21 protein-coding genes are annotated in these 25,130 nt (G+C 71.2%); 9 read left to right on the forward strand and 12 right to left on the reverse strand.

Features of this window, described 5'->3' with window-relative positions:
* Window positions 1–58: 58 nt before the first annotated feature.
* The 3 genes from ABD191_RS11835 to ppgK form a co-directional block, all read right to left on the reverse strand.
* Window positions 59–1,306 carry an MFS transporter gene (locus tag ABD191_RS11835; RefSeq protein WP_344080101.1) on the reverse strand — a complete coding sequence of 416 codons (1,248 nt, stop codon included), beginning with the start codon at window positions 1,304–1,306 and terminating at the stop codon, window positions 59–61.
* The gene (locus tag ABD191_RS11840) at window positions 1,303–1,893 is read right to left on the reverse strand and encodes a winged helix-turn-helix domain-containing protein (RefSeq protein WP_344080104.1); all 591 of its coding nucleotides are present in this window, start codon (window positions 1,891–1,893) and stop codon (window positions 1,303–1,305) included. Before ABD191_RS11840 ends, ABD191_RS11835 begins: the two co-directional genes overlap by 4 nt.
* A 100-nt stretch (window positions 1,894–1,993) precedes the next feature.
* Window positions 1,994–2,740, reverse strand: coding sequence for a polyphosphate--glucose phosphotransferase (ppgK, locus tag ABD191_RS11845; RefSeq protein WP_344080106.1), 747 nt, complete (start codon window positions 2,738–2,740; stop codon window positions 1,994–1,996).
* A gap of 259 nt (window positions 2,741–2,999) precedes the next feature.
* On the opposite strand from ppgK, the gene ABD191_RS11850 reads away from it, so the two are divergent.
* Window positions 3,000–4,100 (forward strand): glycoside hydrolase family 53 protein, encoded by a 1,101-nt coding sequence (locus ABD191_RS11850; RefSeq protein WP_344080109.1) that lies wholly within the window; start codon window positions 3,000–3,002, stop codon window positions 4,098–4,100.
* 22 nt (window positions 4,101–4,122) lie between these two features.
* On the opposite strand, the gene ABD191_RS11855 is transcribed toward ABD191_RS11850, so the two are convergent.
* Both ABD191_RS11855 and ABD191_RS11860 read right to left on the reverse strand, forming a co-directional pair.
* Window positions 4,123–5,385 carry an endo-1,4-beta-xylanase gene (locus ABD191_RS11855; RefSeq protein ID WP_344080111.1) on the reverse strand — a complete coding sequence of 421 codons (1,263 nt, stop codon included), beginning with the start codon at window positions 5,383–5,385 and terminating at the stop codon, window positions 4,123–4,125.
* A gap of 33 nt (window positions 5,386–5,418) precedes the next feature.
* A complete protein-coding gene (locus tag ABD191_RS11860) occupies window positions 5,419–7,068 on the reverse strand; it encodes a sugar ABC transporter permease (RefSeq protein ID WP_344080113.1) in 1,650 nt (549 codons plus the stop codon).
* A 254-nt stretch (window positions 7,069–7,322) separates the two neighbouring features.
* Between ABD191_RS11860 and ABD191_RS11865 the strand changes: the two genes are divergently transcribed.
* Window positions 7,323–8,297, forward strand: coding sequence for a LacI family DNA-binding transcriptional regulator (locus ABD191_RS11865; RefSeq protein WP_344080200.1), 975 nt, complete (start codon window positions 7,323–7,325; stop codon window positions 8,295–8,297).
* 221 nt (window positions 8,298–8,518) lie between these two features.
* Window positions 8,519–11,464, forward strand: a complete 2,946-nt coding sequence (locus tag ABD191_RS29235) for a glycosyl hydrolase (RefSeq protein ID WP_425560707.1) — start codon at window positions 8,519–8,521, stop codon at window positions 11,462–11,464.
* A 185-nt stretch (window positions 11,465–11,649) separates the two neighbouring features.
* Here ABD191_RS29235 and ABD191_RS11880 read toward each other — a convergent pair whose 3' ends face one another.
* Window positions 11,650–12,198, reverse strand: a complete 549-nt coding sequence (locus tag ABD191_RS11880) for a MarR family winged helix-turn-helix transcriptional regulator (protein WP_344080115.1) — start codon at window positions 12,196–12,198, stop codon at window positions 11,650–11,652.
* A 96-nt stretch (window positions 12,199–12,294) separates the two neighbouring features.
* Here ABD191_RS11880 and ABD191_RS11885 point away from each other — a divergent pair, with 96 nt between their 5' ends.
* Together ABD191_RS11885 and ABD191_RS11890 are read left to right on the forward strand one after the other, a co-directional pair.
* Window positions 12,295–13,365: an alkene reductase gene (locus tag ABD191_RS11885; protein WP_344080118.1), complete on the forward strand. Its 1,071-nt coding sequence runs from the start codon at window positions 12,295–12,297 to the stop codon at window positions 13,363–13,365.
* Window positions 13,366–13,491: 126 nt separating this feature from the next.
* Window positions 13,492–13,731, forward strand: coding sequence for a PspC domain-containing protein (locus ABD191_RS11890; RefSeq protein WP_344080121.1), 240 nt, complete (start codon window positions 13,492–13,494; stop codon window positions 13,729–13,731).
* Here ABD191_RS11890 and ppk2 read toward each other — a convergent pair.
* The 5 genes from ppk2 to gadC all read right to left on the reverse strand — a co-directional run bounded on the left by ppk2 (window position 13,726) and on the right by gadC (window position 17,952).
* Complete coding sequence (ppk2, locus tag ABD191_RS11895) at window positions 13,726–14,625, reverse strand: polyphosphate kinase 2 (protein ID WP_344080124.1); 900 nt, start codon at window positions 14,623–14,625, stop codon at window positions 13,726–13,728. The genes ABD191_RS11890 and ppk2 overlap by 6 nt on opposite strands.
* Window positions 14,626–14,674: 49 nt before the next feature.
* Window positions 14,675–15,073, reverse strand: a complete 399-nt coding sequence (locus ABD191_RS11900) for a hypothetical protein (RefSeq protein WP_344080127.1) — start codon at window positions 15,071–15,073, stop codon at window positions 14,675–14,677.
* The gene (locus ABD191_RS11905; protein WP_344080130.1) at window positions 15,070–15,285 is read right to left on the reverse strand and encodes a hypothetical protein; all 216 of its coding nucleotides are present in this window, start codon (window positions 15,283–15,285) and stop codon (window positions 15,070–15,072) included. Before ABD191_RS11905 ends, ABD191_RS11900 begins: the two co-directional genes overlap by 4 nt.
* Window positions 15,286–15,317: 32 nt before the next feature.
* Window positions 15,318–16,301 (reverse strand): HEAT repeat domain-containing protein, encoded by a 984-nt coding sequence (locus ABD191_RS11910; protein WP_344080133.1) that lies wholly within the window; start codon window positions 16,299–16,301, stop codon window positions 15,318–15,320.
* 82 nt (window positions 16,302–16,383) lie between these two features.
* Window positions 16,384–17,952, reverse strand: a complete 1,569-nt coding sequence (gene gadC, locus ABD191_RS11915; protein ID WP_344080135.1) for a glutamine/gamma-aminobutyrate antiporter GadC — start codon at window positions 17,950–17,952, stop codon at window positions 16,384–16,386.
* A 339-nt stretch (window positions 17,953–18,291) separates the two neighbouring features.
* Between gadC and gad the strand changes: the two genes are divergently transcribed.
* Entirely contained in the window at window positions 18,292–19,692 is a 1,401-nt protein-coding gene (gad, locus tag ABD191_RS11920; RefSeq protein ID WP_344080138.1) for a glutamate decarboxylase, read from the forward strand.
* Window positions 19,693–19,724: 32 nt separating this feature from the next.
* On the opposite strand, the gene ABD191_RS11925 is transcribed toward gad, so the two are convergent.
* Window positions 19,725–20,339, reverse strand: a complete 615-nt coding sequence (locus tag ABD191_RS11925) for a dihydrofolate reductase family protein (protein ID WP_344080141.1) — start codon at window positions 20,337–20,339, stop codon at window positions 19,725–19,727.
* 79 nt (window positions 20,340–20,418) lie between these two features.
* Between ABD191_RS11925 and ABD191_RS11930 the strand changes: the two genes are divergently transcribed.
* The 3 genes from ABD191_RS11930 to ABD191_RS11940 all read left to right on the forward strand — a co-directional run.
* Entirely contained in the window at window positions 20,419–20,946 is a 528-nt protein-coding gene (locus tag ABD191_RS11930; protein ID WP_344080144.1) for an SMI1/KNR4 family protein, read from the forward strand.
* Between the two features lie 362 nt (window positions 20,947–21,308).
* A complete protein-coding gene (locus ABD191_RS11935) occupies window positions 21,309–22,550 on the forward strand; it encodes a lipocalin-like domain-containing protein (RefSeq protein WP_344080147.1) in 1,242 nt (413 codons plus the stop codon).
* Window positions 22,551–22,632: 82 nt separating this feature from the next.
* On the forward strand, window positions 22,633–25,130 hold a 2,498-nt coding region (locus ABD191_RS11940; protein WP_344080149.1), incomplete at its 3' end, for a S9 family peptidase.

Genomic DNA, 25,130 nt, shown 5'->3' on the forward strand with positions numbered 1-25,130 from the left:
ATCGGGAGGGCCGGTTGTGGACAACACGGTCCCCTGTGGACAAGTTGACAATCCGGGTTCAGCGCGCTGCGACGAGAACGGGCTCAGCCCGCGGCGCCGGCCGCACATCCATGTCCCGCCAGAACCGGCCGACCAGCGGCGCGAGCGTGACCAGCAGGTACACCCCGCCGACCACCAGCAGCCCGGTCCGCGCCCCGTACTCCCCCAGCCACCCGCCGGCCAGCGCGCCCAACGGCATGCCCGCGAACGCCACCGCCGTGGACAGCCCCTGCACCCGGGCCATGAGCCGCTCCGGGATGCGCTCGTAGAACACCGCCCCCAGGATCGGGTTGAGCACGGCCGCGCCGAGGCCGGCCGCGAAGCTGACCACCCCGACCGCCCACGCGCCGCCGTCCATGGCCAGCACCACGAACCTCGGCGCCCCGCAGATCAGGAAACCCAGGGTGTACGGGGCCCAGCGCGGCAGTTTCGGGGCGAGATAGGTGAACCCGACGTTGCCGAGCACCGCGCCGGCGCCGAACGCGGCCGACACCAGGCCGATGCCCAGGGGCGAGCCGAAGATGTCGCGAGCCCACAGCGGCACGAGCACGGCGCCGAACGCGTGGTCGAGCAGGTTGGTCGCGGAGATCATGAGCAGCAGGCCCAGGATCAGCCGGTCGGAGCGGACGAACGCCAGCCCGGCCCACAGCGCGGCGCCGTAACGCTCCCGCTTCGGTGCCTCGCCGCTGACCGGAGCGGTCCGCACCAGCACGCCGACCAGCACGGCGCACACCCCGAACGACACCGCGTCGACGAGCAGCACGTTGGCGGCGCCGCCCAGGCCGAGCACGAGGGCGCCGGCCAGGGGCGCGGCGAGCAGGCCCGCGCCGCGCGACAGCCCGTCGTGCAGGCTCACCGCGCGGGTCATCTCCATGCCGGAGGCGGCCACCGCCTGCGGGAACATGGCGCCGCGCTTGGCGGAGTCGCCGAAGCCGCGCAGCCCGCCGGCCACCAGGACGAGCGCCAGGAGGGCGCCGAAGGCCAGGTGGCCGGTGTCGGCGAGCAGGGGGATGGCGCCCACGACGACGAGGCTGCCCGCGTCCGCGACCACCGAGACCAGGCGGCCGCCGAGCCGGTCGATGAGCGGGGCGCCCAGGGCGCTGGCCAGCACGTACGGCAGGATCTCGACCGCGGCGACGAGGCCGGTGCGCGCGGCGCTGCCGGTGGTGACGAGCACCAGCCACGGCAGCGCCACCATGGTCATCCGGCTGCCGAGCACGGAGATGGTCTCCGCGACGAGCAGACCGATGAGGGGGCGGCGGTTCATGACGACACCTCGTCCCCGGCGGTGCCCGCCACGAACGGCAGGACCTGGATCTGGGCGATCACCCGCTCGGCGCCGGCCGGGGCCGCCGCGTCGGGCCGGTCGGCGCGGTACCGGTCGACCAGGGCCTCCAGTTCCCTGATGAAGCCGGCGGACTCGGCGGCGGTCAGGCGCAGGGACCAGTCCGACAGGGTGGCGCCCTCGTCCCATTCGCGCGGCAGGCCCGCCATGCCGTCCAGCCACGCGGAGACCCGGTCGGCGTAGGTGGTGGCGATGGCGCGCAGGTAGGCCTCGGCGTCCCCGGGCGCCTGGCGGGCGCTCTCGGCTCGAAGCTCCGTGACGCGGTGGGCGGCCCGCCACCAGCGTTCGCGCCCGCTGCCCCGCTCCGGGTCCTCCTCGACGAACCCGTGCAGGGCGAGCTGGCGCAGGTGGTAGCTGGTGACCCCGCTGGACTGCCCGACGCGCTGGGCGAGCCTGGTGGCGGTGGAGGGCCCGTCGGAGCGCAGCAGCCCGAGCAGGCGCACGCGCAGCGGGTGGGCGATGCCCTTGAGGGTGCTGGCGGTGAGGGAAACGCGCTCGTTCGCTGACATAATCGCAAAGATATCTTTGCAAAGAATTCTTTGCAACCTCTCCCGGGCACACAGAACGGCCCGCCGCCACCTGGCGACGGGCCGTCATGTCAACGACCGGTCAGGGCACCGCGAGCGGTATCCGGGACGCGGCCAGTGCCGCGCCGATGATCCCCGCGTCGTTGCGCAGCGTGGCCGGCGCGATCGGCGTACGGATCTCGATGTGCGGCAGGAACCGGTCGGCCTTCTTGCTGACCCCGCCACCCACGAGGAAAAGGTCGGGGTTGAGCAGGCCTTCGAGATGGCGAAGGTAGGTCTGCACCCGGTGGGCCCATTTGTCCCAATCCAGATCGTGCACCTGCCGGGCCCGGTCGGAGGCGTAGTCCTCCGCGTCGCCGCCGCGCAGGTGCAGGTGGCCGAACTCCGTGTTGGGCAGCAGCCGCCCGTCGACGAAGACCGCGCTGCCGATGCCCGTACCGAAGGTGAGCATGATGACCACGCCCCGGTGGTCGCGGCCGGCGCCGTAGGTCATCTCGGCCACGCCCGCGGCGTCGGCGTCGTTGAGCACGACCACCGGCCGGCCCAGCGCCTCGGCGAACAGCCGCTCGGCGGGCGCGTCGATCCACGAGGAGTGCATGTTGGCCGCCGTGCGCACGACCCCGTGCTGGACCACGCCGGGGAAGGTGATCCCGATCCGCTCGGCGTCGCCGAAGACCGCCGCGGTCGTCACGGCCGCCGCCACGACGTCGTCGACCGTGGCGGGCTGCGGCGTCTCCACCCGGTGCCGATCGGCGGCGAAGGCACCCTTGTCCAGGTCCACGGGCGCGGCCTTGATGCCGGAGCCACCGATGTCGATACCAACGATCATGACGTCCTCCTCCCGCCCACAGTACCCACCCGGCAGGTGACCGGATCACCCCGCAAGGTAGTCACCAGCGTCGATCTCGCCGTCCGGTGAGCTGCTCGCTGTAAGCGCTCCCAGACCTCTTGGCGGTTTTCCATGACGAATGGCCAGGAAGTTTCGGCCTTGTTATCGGCGCATGTCTCCTCCAACCTGGACCGGGCGCGTGAGCGCTCACAGAGATCCGCCCACGGGGGAACCTCCGTACACCCGTGAAGGAGACCGGATGCCACGTACCAAAATCCTGGCTGCGTTGACCTCGGCAACGGTGGTCGCGACCCTGCTCGTGACCGCCTCCCCCGCGTCGGCGGCACCGCTGACGATGCTGGGGGCCGATGTGTCGTCCCTGCAGCGCAGCCTCGATCTCGGCGCGACGTACTACAACGCTTCAGGTACGGCCCAGAACCCGTACGACATCCTCAAGTCGCGGGGCGTGAACTACGCTCGCCTTCGCGTCTGGCTCAACCCCGCCAGCGGCTACAACAACAAGGCAAAGGTGTTGACGCAGGCGGCGGCGATCAAGGCCAAGGGTCTGAAGCTGATGGTCGACTTCCATTACTCCGACACCTGGGCCGACCCCGGCAAGCAGTTCAAGCCGGCGGCCTGGAACGGTCACAACATTTCCCAGTTGCAGACGGATGTCTACAACCACACGTTCGACGTCTGCAACAGCCTGAAGAACCAGGGCACCACGCCGGACTCCGTGCAGATCGGCAATGAGATCAACGTGGGCCTGCTCTGGAACGAGGGCAAGGTCGTCAACAACGACTTCACCAACGCGAGCCTCCTGCTCAAGCAGGGGTACAACGCGGTGAAGGCGTGCAACGGCGGGACGCAGGTCATCATCCACACGGCGAACGCCAACAGCATGGCCAACGCGCGGTGGTTCTACGACGGCATCAAGGCCAAGGGCGTCAACTGGGACATCACGGCGCTGTCGTACTACTGCATGTGGCACGGCGACCTGGCGAACCTGTACAACGTCATCGTCGACGTGCGCACCCGCTACAACAAGCCGGTGATCCTCGCCGAGACGGCCTACCCGTTCACGTTGAACAACGCGGACGGCCAGGCCAACTCGGTGAACAGCACCTGCTCCGGCTACCCCGCGACGTGGGTGGGTCAGGCGACCAACTTCACCCACGTGCAGAACACCGCACGCAACGCGGGCGCGATCGGCGTCTTCTACTGGGAGCCGACGTGGACCGCGATGGCGGGCAACGGCTGGGACCCGGCGAACATCAACGGTACGGGCAACGAGTGGGACAACATGGCCGTCTTCAACTGGACGCGCCAGCTCAACCCGAACATCTGGTGGACGCCCTGACCTAGTCGGTGCCACCGGGGGGTCAGATCGAGACCGTCACGGCCGTCTCACCGGGGAAGGAGACGTCGAACGCCGCGGTCTGGCCCCCCGCACCCAGCTCGTACGCCCCGAGAAAACCCGCGAACCGCAGGCGGCCGGCGGCGTCGGTGCGAAGCGGCGTCGGCGCCGTCCACCAATCGCCCTTCACCAGCGCGTACAGCGCGTCGTACGACGGCTTGGGGGTGCCGTCGGCGCGCAGGAACCCGCCCGGCGCGCCCAGCCACCCGCCGTCGGTGAGGCCCCAGTAGGTCGCCGACACGACGGCCGGGTGCGACAGCAGCGTTGTGTAGTGCCGCACGACCTCCTCGGCCTGGCGCTGCTCCCCCTCGGGCGTGCTCGGCCACGACGGGATCTGGTAGTCGTTGAGGTCGACGATCTCCGGCGGCATGATGTGCCCCGACACGAGCGTGGTCTCGGTGAAGTGCAGCGGCAGCCCGTAGCGGGCGAACCGGTCGATCGTCTCCAGCGTGCGCTCCTCGCCCCAGTAGCCCTGGTGCATGTGGCTCTGCAGGCCCAGCGCGTCAATCTTGATGCCGGCCTCCAGCACCCCCTCGATGAGGCACTCGTAGGCCGTCGACATGTCGAAGTCGTTGAGCAGCAGCGTCGCCGACGGGTCGGCCTCGCGCGCGGCGTCGAAGACCATCCGCACGAGCGGGATGCGACCGATCTCGCGGCACAGCCGGGTCAGCCCGTTGGGCTCCTTGTCGAACACCGGCATGATGACGACCTCGTTGATGACGTCCCACGCGTCGAGCACCCCGGCGAACGCGGCCGCGTCGCGGCGGATGCGCGCCACCTGCTCGCGCGCCACCTCCTCGACGGGCAGGTCGCGCAGCCACGCCGGCGCGAGCGTGTGCCAGGCCAGCGGATGCCCCTTCACGACGCAGCCGCGCTCCTTGAACCACCTCGCCGTGGCGAGCAGCGGCTCGGTGGCGGGGGCGCCGCGCTCGCGCTCGAACTGCCCCCAGTAGAACGGCAGGGTCGCCGCGTTGAACAGGGCCAGCCACCGGTCCGCGATCTGCTCGGCGCGCTCGCGCGCCTCGCCGTCGAGCTTCCCGTTGGCCAGTGGAATCTGTTCGAACCCGATGTTGCCGAACAGGAACCGGTGGTTGCGCTGCGCGAGCACCACCTCGGCGTCCGCGAGCGGCACGCCGTCCGCGACCACCGTGACGGTCACGTCCGCGACGCGGTGCGCCCGGACGGCGGGGTCAAAATCCTCTGGAGTACGGGCGAAGCCAGGCGACATGGATGTCCTCCGATGTATGCGACGCTGGGCACTCTACCCGGTGGCGGCCCGGTCGGCGGGGGCCAGGTCCTCGTCCTTGCCGGCCCGGATGGAGAGCTTGTCCAGGTAGAACCACTGCAGGGCGGCCGCCGCGAGGGCGAAGCCGACGATGGCCGCGACGGGCAGCGCCAGGTTCACCGGCAGGCCGTCCACCCGCATCGACTGCCACAGCTGCACCAGCGCGACCGGGCCGGTGAACAGTTCCGGCTTGTTGGCGAACACCATGGGCCACATCAACGACTGGGCGTTGACCAGCCAGGTGACGAGCACGGCCAGCGCGGCCATCGGCAACGCGGGCAGCAGTGCCGTGTGGATCGAGCGCCGGCCCGCCCGCCAGTCCTCGCTGAGCCCGCGGAACAGCACAGCGAACAGCACCAGCGCCGGAATGTTGATCCACACCGGCGGGATCAGGCTGGCCGTCGTGTTGAGGTTGCCCGACGCGCCCAGGGAGTTGAACGCGTCGAAGGCCTGCATCGTCGGCGTGACGAACAGCCACGGGGCGAACGGCAGGAGCAGCAGTTCGCTGAAGCGGCCCAACGGCCGCAGTGCCCCGATGCCGAACCCGGCCAGCGCGGCGAGGAGGACCCCGACGAAGGCCGACAGGAGCGGCGGCACCCAGGTGTTGATGGCGATCGGGCCCGTGTCGAGGCGGCCGCGCGGACCAGCGGGCTCGTCGAACTGGCCGAACTGGCCGAACCAGGGCCACAGCACGTACGCGACGACGGCGAGGCAGCCGACCAGCAGCACGATCACGGCCACGGTGGCCAGGGCCGACGGCGCCCGCCGGCCCGCGTCCGGCACCCACCGCACCCGCAGCCCGCTCAGCGCGACGATCAGGACGGCGGCCACGCCGAGCAGGGCGAGCGGGATGCCGACGAGGGTCAGCAGGGCCGCTCCGGCGCCCAGGTCGACACGCATGAACGTGCCCTGCAACGCGACGTTCATCAGCGTCGCCGTGTTCCGTCCGCCGCGGGCCAGCATGTACGGCAGGTCGAAGAACTGCAGCCCGTACGCGAGGCCGCCGAGGCCGAGCAGGGCACCCACCACAAGCGCGGCGGTGACGGACCGGGGCTCGTCAGCGCGGCGGCGCAGCACCGCGAGGAACACGGTGACGCTGACCGCGAGCACCGCGCCGAACAGGATCAGCCAGGTGGTCCACGTGAGGCCCAGCCGCGGGTAGTCGCGAAGCATGTCGGTGCGCCGGTCGGCGTACCAGGCCACGGCGACCCCGACCGGGCTGAACAGCACCAGCAGCGGCACGAGCACGACGCGGGTCAACCGCCGTCCCGTCTCGCCGGAGCGGTGCGCCAACCAGGCGACGACCGGGCCGCCGACCAGGAGCGTCAACAGCAGCGGAAGTGTGATCAGCAGGGTGATCCCCAGCGCCGACCCGAACCCCTGGGTGAACACGCGCTCGTAGTTGTCCAGGCCGACGAACTCCGACTGAACATCACGGAACGGCTGCTTACGGTAGAAGCTGTCCACAACGGACGTCACCGTCGGCGCCGCGTACGCGAGCATCAGCGCGATCAGCGCCGGCACGAGCAGCGCCAGTCCGATGACCCGGGCAACCGCCGGATCCAGGCCACGCTTCGGCGCGGCGTACGGGGAGGCGATCCCCTGCGGCTGCTCGGGTTGGCTCATCGGTCCACCTTCACGTCGTTCAAGGTCGTCGCCCGCATGCTAGCGACGTGCGCCAACGGCCGGCCACCAGGAAACGGGATCACCACGGGCCGGATGACGCTCGGTCACCGGGTCCGGGCCAACAGCCACCGGGTGGCGAGACCGGCGGCGACCGCAACGGGCGAGGCCGGTGCGGCCAACCTGCGGGCGGCCTCCGAGAGAGCGCTCTTGGGGCTACACTGCGCGGCGTGAGTGGTCCTCGGCCCACCCTGGAGATGGTCGCGGAGCGGGCCGGCGTGTCGCGGGCCACCGTGTCCCGGGTGGTGAACAACAGTCCCACGGTCGCCCCCGAGCTGCGCGACGTGGTGGAGCGCGCCATCCGCGAGCTGGGTTACGTGCCGAACCTCGCCGCCCGGTCGCTGGTCACCCAGCGCACCGACTCGATCGCTCTCGTGCTGCCCGAGTCGGCGGCCCGGGTGTTCTCCGACGACCCCTTCTTCCCCGGCATCGTCAGCGGCGTCAGCCAGGAGCTGGAGGCCAACGACAAGCAGCTCGTCCTCATGCTCGCCGGATCCACGGCCAGCCACGAGCGCATCGAGCGCTACGCCACCGCCAAGCACGTCGACGGGGTGATCATCGCGTCGATCCACGGCGCCGACCCGATGCCGGCCGCGCTGACCCGCAGCGGGGTGCCGGTGGTCCTCAACGGCCGGCCCATGTCAGCGCAGCTCGATCTGCCCTACGTGGACAGCGACAACCGGGGCGGGGCGGCCATGGCGGTGGAGTACCTGCTGGCCCAGGGCCGGCGGCGCATCGCGACCGTGGCCGGTCCGCAGGACATGGTGGCCGGCATCGACCGGCTGGCCGGCTACCGCGACGCGCTGCGCGGCTACGACCGCCGTCCGATCATCGCGGTGGGCGACTTCACCCGGGAGTCGGGCGTGCACGCCATGCGCCAGCTGCTCGCCGACGATCCGGACATCGACGCGGTGTTCGTCGCCTCGGACATGATGGCGATGGGGGCGCTGCGCGCCCTGCGCCGGGCCGGCCGCCGCGTGCCCGACGACGTGGCCGTCGTGGGCTTCGACGACAACGACACCGCCCCGTACGCCGAACCGCCGCTGACGACCGTGCGGCAGCGGGTGGTCGAGATCGGCCGCCAGACCGTACGGCTGGTGCTCGCGGTGACCACCCGGCCGGTGGAACCGGTGATCCTGCCGGTCGAACTCGTCATCCGCGAATCCGCGTAGCCGTTTTCCGCACCTCCCGGGTCCCTGCCGGGACCGCCATCGACATATCGAGACATTGACGCAACCCGAAGGGCACCGTTATGGTTCTCGCGGTTGAGAGAGCGCTCTCTCAGGGTCGTCCGTCCCGACCGGAGCGCCCGACGTCCGCTCCGACCGTCCGTCCACCACGGGCGACACCCGGTTCCTCCCGGGCCCGGCCGCCCGCCTCTCCGGGAGTCATCATGGCCCTCACCGTCGGGCGCCGCGGCAGACGCGGCGCCAGCGACCCCTCCCCCACCCGACGCCGACCCGCGGCCCGCTGGCGCGGCCTCGCGATCGTCACCGCGGCCACCCTCGCCGCCGCCGGTGTCGCCGTCGCCCTGGCCCGCGCCGCCGACGCCGCCACGGTCGGCGCCGGCAGCTACACCGAGACGCTGCCCGCGGGCGCGGCGCTGCCGACCGGCTGCGGCTCGCTGTCGACCAACCCCCGCCAGTACGTCACGGCGAACGCGCCCGCCGGGCCGGTGCCCACGAACGACTGGTGGTCGTCGATCCTCTACAAGCGCTACGACTGCGCGTTCGGTGAGCCGCTGCACGCGCACCCCACCGCGTACGACACGCTGCCCGGCGGGCTGGGCTTCTCCTACACCACCACGCCGGCCATCAGCGGCACGGCCACCGGCGTGGGCGAGTTCCACTACCCGTACACGCAGGACCTCCTCGTCGGCGTCGCCGGGCTGAACTCCCCCGACGTCAAGGTGGACGGCTGGAGCGACTGGACGGTCACCCCGTACTGGTCGGACGGCACCCGCACGCTCAGGGCGACCATCGGGCACGGCCTGCCGTTCGCCTACTTCCAGGCCACCGGCGGCAACGCGCAGATCACCGTATCGGGCACCCCGAGCGTGTGGTCGAACTCCGGCGCGCGCATCGGCTTCACGGCGGGCGGCCACGACTACGTGGCGTACGCCCCGACGAACGCCACCTGGACGGTCAGCGGCTCCACGATCACCTCCACCCTGGCCGGCAAGGGGTACTTCTCGGTCGCGCTGCTGCCCACCGGCTCCGACCGGGCCGCGCTGGCCAACACCTACGGCGCGTACGCGCACGCCCACGTGACCGGCACCCGGGTGTCGTACGCGTACAACCAGTCGGCGGGCACGGTCACGACCACGTACGCGTTCACCACCACGGCCCGGGAGGGCAGCGCCACCGGCACGGTCGTGGCGCTCTACCCGCACCAGGCCAACGCCCTGTCCGGGGCCACCCCGATCGCGAACACCTACGTCTCGCCGCGCGGCACCATGCGGATCCTCGCCGGGGTCGGACAGTTCCAGACCGTCATGAAGTTCCACGGGGTGCTGCCGGAGATCCCGGCCGTCGCTGACAGCTCCGGCGCCGACTTCACGACGCTCACCAACTACCTCAACGCGGCGCAGGGCAACCCGCTCGACATCCGCGGCGACGACACGTACTGGACCGGCAAGGCGCTGGGCCGCGCGGCCCGGCTCGCCGAGATCGCCGACCAGGTCGGCAACACGGCCGTGCGCGACGCGGCGCTCAGCGCGATCAGGTCCAAGCTCACCGACTGGCTGACGGCCAGCTCCGGCGAGACCGCGCGGCTGTTCTACTACAACAGCACCTGGGGCACCCTGATCGGCTACCCGGCCTCGTACGGGTCCGACCAGGAACTCAACGACCACCACTTCCATTACGGGTACTTCGTCGCGGCGGCGGCCACGCTGGCCAAGTTCGACCGCACGTGGGCGTCGTCGGGCCAGTACGGCGGGATGATCGACCTGCTGATCCGCGACGCCAACAACTACGACCGGGGCGACACCCGGTTCCCGTACCTGCGCGACTTCGACATCTACGCCGGCCACGACTGGGCCAGCGGGCACGGGGCGTTCGGCGCGGGCAACAACCAGGAGTCCTCCTCGGAGGGCATGAACTTCGCCAACGCCCTCATCCAGTGGGGCCAGGCCACCGGCAACGCGGCCGTGCGCGACGCCGGCATCTTCCTCTACACGACCCAGGCGGCGGCGATCCAGGAGTACTGGTTCGACGTGCGCGACGCCAACTTCCCGGCCGCCTTCGGGCACAACTCCGTCGGCATGGTGTGGGGCGACGGCGGGGCGTACGCCACCTGGTTCAGCGCCGAGCCGGAGATGATCCAGGGCATCAACATGCTGCCGATCACGGGCGGGCACCTCTACCTGGGGTACTCGCCGTCGTACGTGGTGGCCAACTACAACAAGCTGGTCACCAACAACGGCGGCGCGCCGACCGTGTGGCAGGACATCATCGGCGAGTTCCGGGCGCTGGGCGACGGCGACGCGGCGCTGGCCGCGTTCCGCAACAACAGCGGGTTCACCTCCGAGGAGGGCGAGAGCAAGGCGCACACCTTCCACTGGATCCGCAACCTGGCCGCGCTCGGCACGGTGGACACCTCCGTGACCGCGAACCACCCGCTCGCGGCCGTGTTCGTCAAGAACGGCGCCCGCACGTACGTGGCGTCGAACATCACCAGCTCGGCGCTCACGGTGACGTTCTCCAACGGGGCCACCCTGTCGGTCCCGGCGGGTCGCACGGCGGCCTCCGGCGCGTACACGTGGAGCGGCGGCAGCGCGGGCGGCGGGACCAGCCCGACGACCGGCCCGGCCACGACGGGCGCGCCGACCACGACGGCCGCGCCGACGCCCCGGACGCCGACGACGGCCGTGCCCACCACGCGGCCGCCCACGTCGGCCCCGGTGACGACCGGTAGCGGCACCGGGCGCGACGCCTACGCCACGATCCAGGCGGAGAGCTTCAACGCGCAGTCCGGCGTGGTCGTGGAGGCCACCAGCGACACCGGCGGCGGGCAGAACATCGCCTACCTCGCCAACGGCGACTGGGTCCGCTTCGACAACGTCAACTTCGGGTCGACCACGCCGCGCACCTTCTCGGCGCGGGTGGCCTCCGGGGCGGCCGGCGGCATCAGCGGCCTGGTCGAGGTACGCCTCGACAGCGTCAGCAACGCCCCCATCGGCAGCTTCGCCATCGCCAACACGGGCGGCTGGCAGAGCTGGCAGACGGTGCCGGGCAACGTCTCGGCGGTGACCGGTACGCACACGGTGTTCCTGCGGTTCACCAGCGGCCAGCCGGCCGACTTCGTCAACGTCAACTGGTTCACCTTCGCCCGGTAACCGCTCAGGAACGCGCCGCCGGCAGCTCGTGTAGCCGGCGGCGCGTTCCCGTCCGGACTCAGACCCACGGCGCCGCCGGGAGTAGCCGCGTAAGCGGCGGGGTACCAGGGGGTATGCGGATCGGGAACATGGAAGTGCGGCCCCTCGGTGGTGGGCTCGGGTGCCTCGCGATGATTCTTGTGTCGTTAGTGCTGTCCGTGCTGCTGACGGTCGGGCTCAACCTGCTGGTCCGCTGACCGGCGGCACGGTGCGGCGTTGAGGTTGTCCTCGATGCGCTGCAGGGCGGCGAGCACGGCGACCCGGTCGGCGCCGGACATGTCGCCCACCGTCCACGCCTCCAGGTCGGCCCAGAGGCGCTCCACCTTCTCGCGCAGGACGAGGCTGGCCGGCGTGGGCTCCACGCGGGTGGCCCGGCCGTCCTCCGGGTCGGGCACGCGGCGCACGTAGCCGGCGCGCTCCAGGCGCTGCACCGTGCGGGTCATGCTCGCCGAGTCGGTGTTGAACTCGGCGGCCAGGTCGGCCTGCCGCTGCGGGCCGGAGTCCCACAGGAACATCATGAGCAGCTCCTGACCGGGATGCAGGCCCACGTCGCGCAGCAGGGCGCCGGCCAGGGCCCGGTGGCATTTGGCGATCCGGAAGACCACGTGGCTGATGGGCCCGTAGCGCGCCGCGCACGGCTCGCGCCCACGCTCCTCGGAACCCTCCATCCTGGCGAGAATACCTGTCTCGGTCATCGTGTTACCTATCACATAGAAAGCAAGCAATAAGCGTACTGCCCGCGGCCTTTAGCTGTTCAGGACAGCTAAAGGCTCAGCCGGACAGGAGTCGCCATGACCACCGCATTCGATCAGGTCGCCGTCGGCAGGTACACCGCCCGCAACCGGATCGTGATGGCCCCCATGACGCGCAGCCGCGCGTACGGGCCGGGCGCCACCCCCACCGACCTCATGGTCACCTACTACGCGCAGCGCGCCGGCGCGGGCCTCATCATCACCGAGGGCACCCAGCCGTCCGCGGTCGGGCAGGGGTACCCCGACACCCCCGGCCTGCACACGCCCGAACAGGTCGCCGCGTGGCAGAAGGTCACCGCGGCCGTGCACGAGCGCGGCGGGCTCATCTTCGCCCAGCTCATGCACGCCGGCCGCATCGGCCATCCGGACCAGTACGGGCAGGAGGGCCTCACCCCGGTGGGTGTCTCGCCGGTCGCCGCCGCGGGCACGATCTACACCCACAACGGGCCCCGGGAGCTGCCCACGCCGGTCCCCCTGGACGAGGCCGGCATCCGGGCCACCATCGCGGACTTCGCGGCCGCGGCCCGCAACGCGATCGAGGCGGGCTTCGACGGGGTCGAACTGCACGGCGCCAACGGGTACCTGCCGCACCAGTTCCTGTCCACCAACGCCAACCTGCGCGACGACGCGTGGGGCGGCGACGTGGCCGGGCGCATCCGGTTCTTCGTCGAGGTGAGCACGGCGCTCGCCGACGCGGTCGGCGCCGACCGGGTCGGGGTGCGCGTCTCGCCCGGCAACGCGTACAACGACATCGTCGAGGCCGACCACCGGGACACGTACCTCGCGTTGGTCGACGCGCTCAATCCGCTGGGTCTGGCGTACCTGCACGTCGTGGCGGCCGCCGACCCCGAGTTCGCCCCGATCCTGCGGGGGCGCTGGCGCTCGACGTTCATCCTCAACCCGTCGAAGCCCGGCGGCTACACCAGCCCGGAGGCCCTGGGCCTGATCGAGCGCAACGCCGCCGACCTCGTCTCCTACGCCGCGCTCTTCCTGGCCAACCCGGACCTGCCCGAACGCCTGCGGGTCGGCGGGCCGTTCAACGAGCCCGACCTGAGCAAGGCGTTCGGCGGCGACCACACCGGCTACACCGACTACCCGACGTTGAGCTGACGGGCCCGGCGGCCCGGAGGGATCTCCGGGCCGCCGGTTCGGGGTCCTACCAGGGGCGTTCCCCGATGCCGCTCGGCGCACCTGTCGCGCACCGTAGAGGTACGCGAAACGAAGGAGCGCAGAGCTATGAACGACGTGCACGCCACCATGCGGACCAAGGGCCTCGTGCGACCCCGCCACGACCGGGTGCTCGCCGGCGTCGTCGCCGGCCTCGGTCGCCGGTTCGGCATCGACCCGTGGCCCGCGCGGCTGCTGTTCGTGCTGATCCTCATGGTGGTGCCGGGCAGCCAGATCCTGATCTACCCGATCCTGTGGCTGCTCATGCCGAACGAGGACAGCGCGCCCGCGCCGGTCTACACCTCATAGCGTGGGGAACACGGTGGGCGCCTCGTTGACGTCCACCGCCAGGCTGGCCTCGCCGACGATGAGCGGGTCCGGTGTGCCGACGACCTCGTCATCCTTGTCGTCGTAGGTGAAGCGGCTCAGCACGTACCGCATCGCCTCCACCCGGGCCCGCTTCTTGTCGTTGCTCTTCACCACCGTCCACGGCGCGTCCGCGGTGTCGGTGTAGAAGAACATCGCCTGCTTGGCCTCGGTGTAGTCGTTCCACTTCTCCAGCGAGGCGAGGTCGATCGCCGACAGCTTCCACTGCCGTACGGGGTCGACCTGGCGGATCGCGAAGCGGGTGCGCTGCTCGCCGTGCGACACGGAGAACCAGAACTTGACCAGGTGGATGCCCGAGCGGACCCACATCCGTTCCAGCTCGGGCGCCTGGCGCATGAACTCCAGGTACTCCTGGCGGTCGCAGAAGCCCATGACGCGCTCGACGCCGGCCCGGTTGTACCAGGACCGGTCGAACAGCACGATCTCGCCGGCGGCGGGCAGGTGCTTGATGTAGCGCTGGAAGTACCACTGGGTGGCCTCCCGCTCGCTGGGCTTCTCCAGCGCCACGACCCGGGCCCCGCGCGGGTTGAGGTGCTCCATGAAGCGCTTGATCGTGCCGCCCTTGCCTGCGGCGTCCCGGCCCTCGAACACGATCATGAGCCGCTCGCCACTGGCGCGTATCCACTTCTGGAGCTTGAGCAGCTCGATCTGGAGCAGGCGCTTGTGCCGGTCGTACTCGGGCCGGGAAAGGCGCTCGTCATAGGGGTAGCTCTCGCGCCAGGTGTCGACCTCCCCGCCGTCGGCGCGCAACAGTATGGGGTCGTCGTCATCATCGTCGACAACCCGGTATCCATCGAGGTCAAGACCGAGTTCCATGCCCGGCGTCATACCCATTCCGAGCGCCGCGCAGACCATCATGGGGCGGTCAGGTCGCCCCGAGATCCAGGATGGCGTCGCCGCCGAGCACCTTGGCGGCCTCGGCAGCCGCGCAGGTGGCCAGGAACACGTCGCGGCGCTGCGCCTCCAGCACGGCGTGCCCGCCGACCCGCGGCGACACGACCTCGGTGCGCCGCGCGACGTCGAGGGCGTCGGCCCCCAGCAGCGGCACGACGGCCACCACGTCGGTCTCCGTGACCAGGCGTGCCAGTCGGCCACGCCCGTCCTCGTCGAGAGCGGCGTGCGCGGCCAGCACGCAGGCGGCCGGCACGGCGACCGTTCCGCCGTCCTCGCCGACCATGCTGAGCAGCTCGCCGACGGCCACGCCTGTGAGGGTGGCGTAGGCGATCAGCGCGGATGTGTCGAGGACCAGGCGGACCTCGCTCACCGGCGACGGGCCTCAAGCCGCGCGACCGTGTCCCGCATGCGGGCGATGCCGTCCTCGGTGATCTCGTAGCCGGCCTCGGCCACGACCCGGCGCACCGATTCGCGGCGCCGGCGCTGGCGGATCGCCTCGGCGATGTAGGCCGACGCGTTGTCCACGTGGTCCAGCTCAGCGGCGACGTCGTCGGGCAGGCTGATGCTGATCCGTCGCGTCATACTGTCAACGGTAGAATCGTCGCATAAGATCGTCAAGTCGCGGGCTCGTCGAGCACCAGCCGGGCCGCCCGGCCGCAGTCCCCGCCGGTGTCGTCGAGCAGCTCCTCGACCGACCATGTCCGTTCACCGACCGCCAGCGTCAGGCCGATCTCGCAGCGCCGCCCGTAGAGGGCGACGCCGCCGCGACCGGCGGCGACGGCGTCAAAAAGATCAAAAGCAAAATCATCCCGTCGGGTACGGCGGTCCGGGTCGCACTCGCGCAGGTGGTCGGCGACGCTGTCCTCGTCCGGCGCGTAGGCGACCAGCAGCGGGGCCAGCGACGGGTCGCCGAGCAGGCCGGCCGCGATCGTGTTGAACACGTTGAACTCCGGCTCCCGCAGCAGGTCGGCGACCAGCGGCACGGCGCGCGGATCGCGGCGGTGGGCGAGCCCGCGCACCGCCTCGGCGCGCACGTCCTCGTCCTCGTCGGCGACGCGCTCCCACAGCATGGCGCGCACGGCGGCGCCGTCGGCCGCGCTGACCTGGCCCAGCCCGTAGGTGGCCCAGTCGCGCACGCTGACCTCGTCGTCGCGGCAGAGCGCCAGCAGCGCGGCCAGCCCGGCCGGGTCGGGGTCGTCGCCGAGGACCCACGGCAGCGCCGTCGCCACCATGTAGCGCACGTCCGTGTCGCCGTGTGCGGCCAGGTCCACGAGGACGGGCACCGCCCGGGCGTCGCGGGTGTCGCCCAGCGCGCGGGCCAGCGACCACAGCACGGCGGGCTCGATCTCCACGCGGGCCCGGTCGAGCAGCGCCGTGGCCGCGTCCGCCCGCAGGTCGTCGTGCAGCTCGGCGACCGCGCCCAGCAGGCGGCAGGCCGTGGACCGGACCACCGGGTCGGGGTCGGCGACGTGCGCGACGGCCAGCGACAGGGCTTGCGGGCCGGCCGCCGCCAGATCGCGGACGCGGGCGTACTCCTGGGGTGTGTCCGCCGCGCGGCCGGCGGCGACCGCCGCCACGAAATCCTCCGCCACCGTCATGCCAGGATGATCCCACTCGCAGGCCGCGTTCAGCTGACCCACACCTCTCGCCGGTGGGGTCAGGCGGCCTGACCCCGCCGGCTCAGGCCGCGCCGGCGGCGTGCCGGTCGGGTGCGGTGGCGGTCACGGCCTTGCTGGTTTCGGTGGCCGAGTCGTTCGGGATGCCCGGGTGGACTCCTTCGGCCTCCCAGGTGAACGGGGCGAAGTTCGCGTCGGGGTCGCGCCAGTGGGCTTTGCGTTTGGCGTAGATGACAAACGGGATGACCACGGCGATCACGGTCAGCCCGACGAGCAGTCCCACGTAGAGAGCGGGGCTGCCCACATTGATCTGGCCGGGCGGGATGAAGCTGAACCCGAAGGCGATCAGCGAGGCGATGAGCCCGGCGCCACCGATGATCCACATGCCGGCACTGCCGCCGGGCACCCGGTACGGTCGGGGCCGGTTGGGCTGGCTGTACCGCAGGTAGATCGCGGCGGTGAACATCAGGATGTACATGATGAGGTAGAGGATCGCGGTGAGCTGGCTGAGGATCTGATAGACGGCCTGCACTGACGGGAGAACCACGAACAGCACCGAGAGCAGGGTGACGACCAGGCCCTGCAACAACAGGATGTGGGTGGCCATGCCGCTGGCGTTGGTGACCTGGAAGAAGCGCGGCAGGTAGCCCGCCTTGGCCACCGCGAGCAGACCGCTGGACGGTCCGGCGACCCAGGTGACGATGCCGGCCAGCACGCCCACGGCCAGCGCCGCGGCGACGATCGGCCCGGCCCAGGAGATGCCGGCCCAGGTGAACATGTCGTCGTAGGCGGTCAGCAGACTCTGGGTCAGGTTGATGTCGGCCTGCGGCACGACGAAGGCGATGGCCAGCGTGCCGAGGACGAAGATGATCACCGTGCCCGTAGCGGCGATCATGACGGCGATCGGGTAGTTGCGGGTGGGATCCCGGACCTCCTTGACGTGGATGGCGTTCATCTCCATACCGGCGTAGAACAGGAAGATCGACGCGGCGAGCACGACGTTGCTGAACTTGGAGAAGTCCGGTATCACGTCACCCCAGCCCAGTTGGATCTGGGATCTGTTGCCGGCGATGAGGTAGCTGAACCCGAGCACGATCAGGATGATCGCCGGGATGATGGTGCCGATGATGCCGCCCCACTTGGCGATGCGGGCGAACGCGCCGACGCCGCGCCAGGCGATCGCGGTGGCCAGCCAGTAGACGGCCAGGACGGCGACCAGGACGAACAACTGCTTGCCGGCGAGCTTCTCGTCGAAGCTGGTTCTGGGGCCGGTATAGGCCAGCGACACCGCACCGAATGTCAGCGTGGTCGGGAACCACATGGTGACCTGGATGAAAAGCATGAACATCGCCAGGAAGGCCCACCGGCCGCCGAACGCCTCGCCGACCCAGCGGAACACGCCACCCTTCTCCGGCCACCCGGTCGCCAGTTCGGCGGCCACCAACGACACCGGGACCAGGAAGAACACGGCCGCGAAAAGGTAGTAGAAGATCGACGACAGGCCGTACTCGGCCTCGGCGGGCAGACCACGCAGACTCACGACCGCCACGATGTTGAGCAGCGCGAGCCCGATGACGGTGATCTTCGCCGTCGAGGGCGTTTTCGACCCGGTGGACGTGGTGACATCGGACATGACCTACCCCCGTGCCGTCTCCCCTGCCCTCGGCGGGAGGTCGCTGAAGAAACTGACCCGCTTTCTCGAGCGGCCGGGTGTGGCAGTGCCATTGACATGTCGAGCCTAGTGCGGCCGGCCCCGCCAGGACGCGATTCGCCGAACCTGCCGACCACGGCCCGGACCGCCCGGCACCCGCCGTCGAGCGTGGCCGGTACCGGTGTCTGAGCAGGTCACAGAGCCAGCCTCGCCCATGAATGACGTCGGTCGATTTTTCCGCGTGCCCACCCGGGGCATGTCTAGCCTCAAGAGAAGCACGAAAGTCCGAACCCATCGCTGCCCTTATTCCGGGAGTGCGACATGGCGGTAACCCTGCACCTGGAAAACGTCGACGCCCGCGAGACCGTCGAACTCAATCCGGTCTTCGCGCGTCCCGGCGAGGCCACGGAACTGTCGCGGTACTCGCTGCCGGCCAGCGAGTCCCTGCCGGAGACGGCGTATCAGATCGTGCACGACGAGGCGATGCTCGACGGCAACTCGCGACTCAACCTGGCCACCTTCGTCGGCACGTGGATGGACGACCACGCCCGCAAGCTCTACAACGACGCGTTCGACAAGAACATGATCGACAAGGATGAGTACCCGGCGACCGCTGAGGTCGAGACGCGGTGCTGGACCATCCTCGCCGACCTGTGGCACGCGCCTGACGCGAAGAACACCATCGGCACCTCGACCATCGGGTCGTCGGAAGCCTGCATGCTCGGCGGGCTGGCCCTCAAGCGGCGCTGGCAGCTACGGCGCCGGGCCGCCGGACAGCCCACCGACAAGCCCAACCTGGTGATGTCCACCGCCGTGCAGGTGTGTTGGGAGAAGTTCTGCAACTACTTCGACGTCGAGATGCGACAGGTGCCGATCTCGTTGGAGCACAAGGTGCTCGACGGTCACGACCTGGAGAAGTACGTCGACGAGAACACCATCGGCGTGGTGGCCATCATGGGCGTCACCTACACCGGCATGTACGAGCCGGTGGCCGAGATCGCCGCGGCCCTCGACCGCGTCCAGGAGTCCACCGGCCTGGACATCCCCATCCACGTCGACGGCGCGTCCGGCGGGTTCGTCGCGCCGTTCATCCAACCCGACCTGAACTGGGACTTCCGCGTCCCCCGGGTGGCGTCCATCAGCACCTCCGGGCACAAGTACGGTCTGGTGTATCCCGGTCTCGGCTGGGTGGTGTGGCGTGACCTGAAGTCGCTGCCCGAGGACCTCATCTTCCGGGTGTCCTACCTGGGCGGTGAGATGCCGACCTTCGCCCTCAACTTCTCCCGGCCCGGCGCCCAGGTGCTGTTGCAGTACTACCTGTTCCTGCGGCTGGGGTTCGACGGCTACCAACGGGTGCAGCAGGCCTCGCACGACGTGGCGACCTACCTGTCGGCCGAGATCGCCAAACTGCCGCAGTTCGACCTGTGGAACGACGGCAGCGACATCCCGGTGTTCGCGTGGAGCCTGAAGAAGGGCCACACCGACAAGTGGAACCTCTACCACCTCTCCGATCGGCTGCGCGGCAAGGGATGGCTCATCCCGGCCTACCCCATGCCCGACGACCTCACCTCGCTGACCGTGCAGCGCGTGGTGGTACGCAACGGATTCAGTCGCGACCTGGCCTCGGCGTTCCTGGCCGACCTGAAGATGGAAGCGGACTATCTCGACGCGCTGACCGGACCGCTGCCCACCGAGGGCCAGTCGCCCGCGTTCCACCACTGACGGCCGTGTGCATGGCCGCGCCGGCCGCCCCGTCAGGGCCGACCGACGCGGTAGTGCAGGTGGGTGGCGTTCGGCGACTCGGCCACCCGGACGATCTCCAGGCGGCGCACGTGGTCGCCGATGTGCTCGAACAGGCGACGTCCGGCGCCCATGAGGACCGGCGCGATGTGCAGCGCGATCTCGTCGACCAGGCCCGCCGCCAGGTACTGCTGGACGACCCGCGCGCCGCCGCCGATCACCACGGGGCGCTGCCCCGCCGCCTGTCGCGCCCGCTCCAGCGCCGCCTGGATGCCGTCGGTCACGAACGTGTACGACGACGTGCCCACCTCACGGCGCGGATGGGGGCGCGAGGTCACCACGAACACCGGCTGCGGGAAGGCGACCTCGTCGCCCCAACCGTCCACCACGTCGTACATGCGCCGGCCCACTATCACGGCGCCGTACCGGGTGTGCAGGGCCTCGACGGCCGCCCGGTCGGCGCCGGACGCCTGGAACGTGGGGCCGTTGTCGTACGACCACTCGCCGCCCATGATCCAGTTATGGATCGGCTCGCCGCCCTCGCCCAGGCCGCGGCCCATCCCCTCGTTGGGTCCCGCCACGAACCCGTCCACGGACATCGTGATGTCCACGACCACCGAACCAGCCATGCCCTGCTCCCCTCGTGTGCGCCCACACTAGAAAGGTCCCCCGACACTTCGTGTCGGTGCCCGGTGCCACGATGTCGCCGTGACCGACGACACCGAACTACTGACCCGGGTCGCCCACCGCGCGGCCGAGGACGACCCCGACGTGCCCCCCGGCGTCGACGCGGCCGCCATCGAGACGGCGCGGACGCGGCTCGGCTTCGCGCTGCCCGACCTGCTCGCCGCGGCGTACCGGCAGGTGGGCGACGGCGGCTTCGGCCCGGAGGAGTGCCTGCTCCCCCTCAACGGTGAGGGATCGGTGGTGAGCACCTACCTCGACTTCCGGGAGACCTACGCGGGCTCCGAGTGGGCGTGGCCCGAGGGAGTCCTGCCGATCATGACGTGGGGCTGCGGGATGTACGCGTGCGTCGACTGCCGCAGCGACGACGCCACGGTGCTGCTCTTCGAGCCCAACCCGGGCGACCCGGACCTCGCCTGGTACGTCGACGCGCCCAGCCTGGCCGCCTGGTTCACCCACTACGTGGAGGACACCGGCTGGTGGGTGGCCGCCGAACGGGGTGAGGACTTCGAGCCGATGGCGCCCTGGCCCCACGCGAGCGCCCGCGCGTGACCGGTCAGGCCACACGGGACGAAGGATCTGGCGGGCGGCGGTGAGCACGACCAGCACGCCAAGGAGCGCTCCCGTCTGCGAGCTGGCGAACCGTACTCCCGCCGCCGACCACCCGGCGGTCATCGCGACCGCCGGACTGTCCGCCGAGATGGCTTCGACGGCGGCGTCGTGCCGCACGGCCGGGGATCCACCGACGTCGCATCGATGGTGTTGCCCGGACGCGCGAGCGGGTGAAGCGTAAACCGCCGCGAGCGCGCGCCGCACCGGCCGTGCGGGCAGGTTGCCGCTTTGTGACCCGAGCGTGATCTCCTGATCGATCACTGACCGTTGTGGCGCACGGTCCGGCACCGCAGACTTGCACGGTGACCGACTCGCTGTCCAACCCCTCCGGCGACGCCGCCGAGCACCTGCGCTCGCTCGTGAACGACTTCGGCCCGCGCGTGCTCGACGACCGTACGGCCCTGGACAACATGCTGCCCGACCTGTTCGCCGACCTGCCGCGGGAGCGACGCATCGTCGAGGCCGCGGCGGGCGCCGGAGTGGGGGGCCGGCTCACGACCCAGGTCGGCCAGGGCACTCCCGTGTCCACCGCGGTCGCCAACGTGTCCCGCATCCTCAGCGAGGAGTACTCCCTGACGCCGAGTGCGGCCGACTGGGTGGTCGGCACGTACGCGCGGGCGCTGGGGCTGGCCCCGGCAGACCCGGTGCCGCCGGCCGCCGCGACGCCCGGCACCGGGGCCGACAACGTGTGGGCCTCGCCTGACGCGCCGCTGGCCGCACCGCCCGTGCACTCCGGACCGCCCGCGCAGTCCGCGCCGCCGGTGCATCCGGGACCGCCGGTGCACTCAGGACCGCCCGCGCAGTCGGCACCGCCCGTGCCGTCCGGGCCGCCGGCCTACCAGGGCCCGCCGGCGCCCGGCTGGCCCGCGCAACCCGGCCCGGCGTCGGGGGCGCCCGGCTGGCCCGGGCAGGCCGGCCCCGTGTCCGGCGGCCCCGGCTGGCCGCAGCAGGGCTACCAGCCGGCGTACCCGCAGCCCTGGCCGCCGCAGGCACCGGCCAGGCCGCGGCGCACCTGGCTGATCGTGCTGCTCATCGCCGCGCCCGTGCTCGCCCTCCTGGCCGGCACCGGAGCGTTCGTCGCGGTGCAGACCCTGGGCAAGAAGGACCCCGACTGCGTGGTCGGTGTGTGGCAGCTCACCACCGAGACGATCGTCTACACCAACCCGGCACAGACCGTGAAGTACACGGGCAAGGGCTCGATGATCGTGACGTTCAACGAGGACGGCACGGGCTCGATGCAGACCGATCAGATGGAGTTCGACCTCGGCGGCGGCTCGTCCTACACGCAGACCGGCAAGATCACCTATAGGTGGGCCCGGACCGGCGACCGGATCGACTACACCGACGCCGTGGGCCAGGTCACCCGGACCTGGAAGACGCCCGGGCAGACCGACCAGTCCGCCACCGAGGACGGCGGCCCCCTGACCAGCGACACGGTGACGTGCCGCACGGCGCAGTTGTCGGCCACGGGCGGCGGCGAATCAACCAACGAGGACGGTTCGAAGAACACCTTCACCTACCGGCAGGAGTTCCTCCGCCAGTAGGACGCGTCAGCTGCCCGACAGCGGCGGGCGGCGCGATCCGGTACCCGTTGGAAAACTCTGTGCGACACGATAACGTCCGGCCATGCCCCACGACGTCACCCCCAACGCCGCCGAAACGCAGACCGAGGAACCGGCTGAGGTCGGCCCCGTCGCGCCCGTCGCCGCCACCATTCCGACCCAGCGCACGCTGCACGGGCAGACCTGGGTGGACGAGTACGCGTGGCTCAGCGATCGCGACAATCCCGACGTCATCGAGCATCTGCGCGCCGAGCGGCGCTTCTACGACGAATCCGTGGCGCACCTGGCCGACCTGGCCGAGACGGTGTTCGGCGAGGTGGACCGACGCGTCCTGCCGACGGACGAGTCGGTCAGCTGGAAGCGCGGGGCCTTCTTCTACTACAGCCGTACGGTCGCCGGCGAGGAGTACGGGCAGTTCATGTCGACCCGCAACCCCGCCGTGGCGGGCCGGGTCGTGCTGGACGAGGCCGAGCTGGCGCGCGACGGCGACCGCGACGAGCGCGACCACGACGTCGACGCGGCCGGTTACGTGAGCCTGGGCGTGCGCGAGGTCAGCCCGGACGGGCGCCTGCTCGCGTACGCGTTCGACACGACCGGCGACGAGATCTTCACCCTGCGCTTCCGCGACCTGTCGCCGGACCGTGACCTGACCGGGGCCGACGACCTGGAGGTGGCGGGCTCCGTCGAGGAGGTGCCGCGGGCGTACTACGGCGGCGCATGGAGCAGCGACTCGACCCACTTCTTCTACGTCGTGCCGGACGACGCCATGCGCCCGTACCAGGTGTGGCGCCACCAGGTGGGCACGCCGTCGACATCGGACATGCTGGTCTACACGGAGACGGACGCGCGCTTCGAGGTGACCGTCCGGGCCAGCACGAGCGGGGCGTACCTGCTCATCGAGACGGCGAGCCGCGACACCACGGAGACATGGCTGCTGCCGGCCGACACCCCGACCGGGGCACCGCGCCTGCTCGCCGGCCGCCGCCGCGGCGTCGAGTACCGGGTCGACCACGCCGACCACCACCTCTACATCGTCACCAACGACGGCGCGCCCGAGTTCCGCCTCATGCGCGCGCCGGTCGCGGCCGCGCACCGCAACCAGTGGCGCGAGGTCGCCCCCTCGCGGCCGGGCGAGCGCCTCGTCGCGTGCCACGCGCTGGCCAACTTCCTGCTGCTGGAGCTGCGCCGCGACGGCTTCCCCCTGCTGCGGATCGTCGACCGCGCCTCCGGCGAGGAGCGCGAGATCCACGCGGAGACGGCCGCGGGGCGCCTCACGCTCGCGACCCAGTTCGAGTACCGGGCGACGAGCGTGACGATCCAGGTGGACTCGCTGATCGAGCCGCCGCGCTGGTTCGACGTGGACCTGCGCACCGGGCAGCGGATGCTGCGCAAGATGACCTACGTGCCCGGGTACGACCCGAACGCGTACCACACGGAGCGCCGCCACGCCCAAGCCCCGGACGGCACGCAGGTGCCGGTCACGCTGGCCTGGCGGCACGGCACCCCGCTCAACGGCACCGCGCCCTGCGTGATGTGGGGCTACGGCGCGTACGAGTCGTGCGACGACCCGTCGTTCGACATGGCCCTGCCGAGCCTGCTCGACCGGGGCGTCGTGTTCGCGCTGACCCACCCGCGCGGCGGCGGCGAACTCGGACGCGGCTGGTGGCAGGCCGGCCGGCTGACCGCCAAGCCGAACACGTTCGCCGACCACGCCGCGGTGGCCGACTGGCTGGCCGGCGTGCAGCCGCACCAGCCGGCGCTGGTCGACCCGGACCGCATCGTCACCCGCGGCCGCTCCGCGGGCGGCCTGTTGCAGGGCGCCGCGTTCGCGACCCGGCCCGACCGCTGGCGCGCGGTCGTCGCCGAGGTGCCGTTCGTCGACGTGCTCAACACGATGCTGGACCCCACGATGCCGCTGTCGATCAACGAGCGCGACGAGTGGGGCGACCCGCAGGTACCGGAGATCTTCGGGCTGCTCGCGGCGTACTCGCCGTATGAGAACACCCACCGGGGCCGGCGGCACCGCGGACGGCGACCCGCGCTGTTCGTCACGGGCGCCGTGCACGACGCGCGCGTCATGGTGCACGAGCCCGCGAAGTGGGTGGCCCGCCTGCGGGCGAACGCGGCCGAGGGCGACGGGCCGATCCTGTTCCGGGTCGAACTGGGCGCCGCCGCGCACGCCGGCCCGGCCGGCCGGTACGCGCTCTACCGCTACGAGTCGGAGGTGCACGCGTTCGTCCTGGACCAATTGGGGCTCGCCGAGGCGGCACCCGCCCCGAGCCTGCCGGTGCAGCGCCAGGCGGCCGACTTCGGTACGGGCAGCTTCCGCACGGTCTCCTCGGCCATGGGGCAACCCGCCCCCGCCGGCGACGAGCCGGTGGACGACCGCTACGCGCCGTACGCGGACGAGACCCCGGTGTCCGAGTCGCCGTACGCGGCGTTCGCGCCGCCCACGGCGCCGGTCGGATACCCGCCGGCCGGGGCGCCGGCCCCGGCCGCGGCGCCGCCGCCGGCCCATGTCCCGCCGCCGGCCCACGTCCCGTCGCCCGCGCAGCCGCCCGC

This window comes from Luedemannella helvata (assembly GCF_039528415.1).
GTDB classification, from domain to species: domain Bacteria; phylum Actinomycetota; class Actinomycetes; order Mycobacteriales; family Micromonosporaceae; genus Luedemannella; species Luedemannella helvata.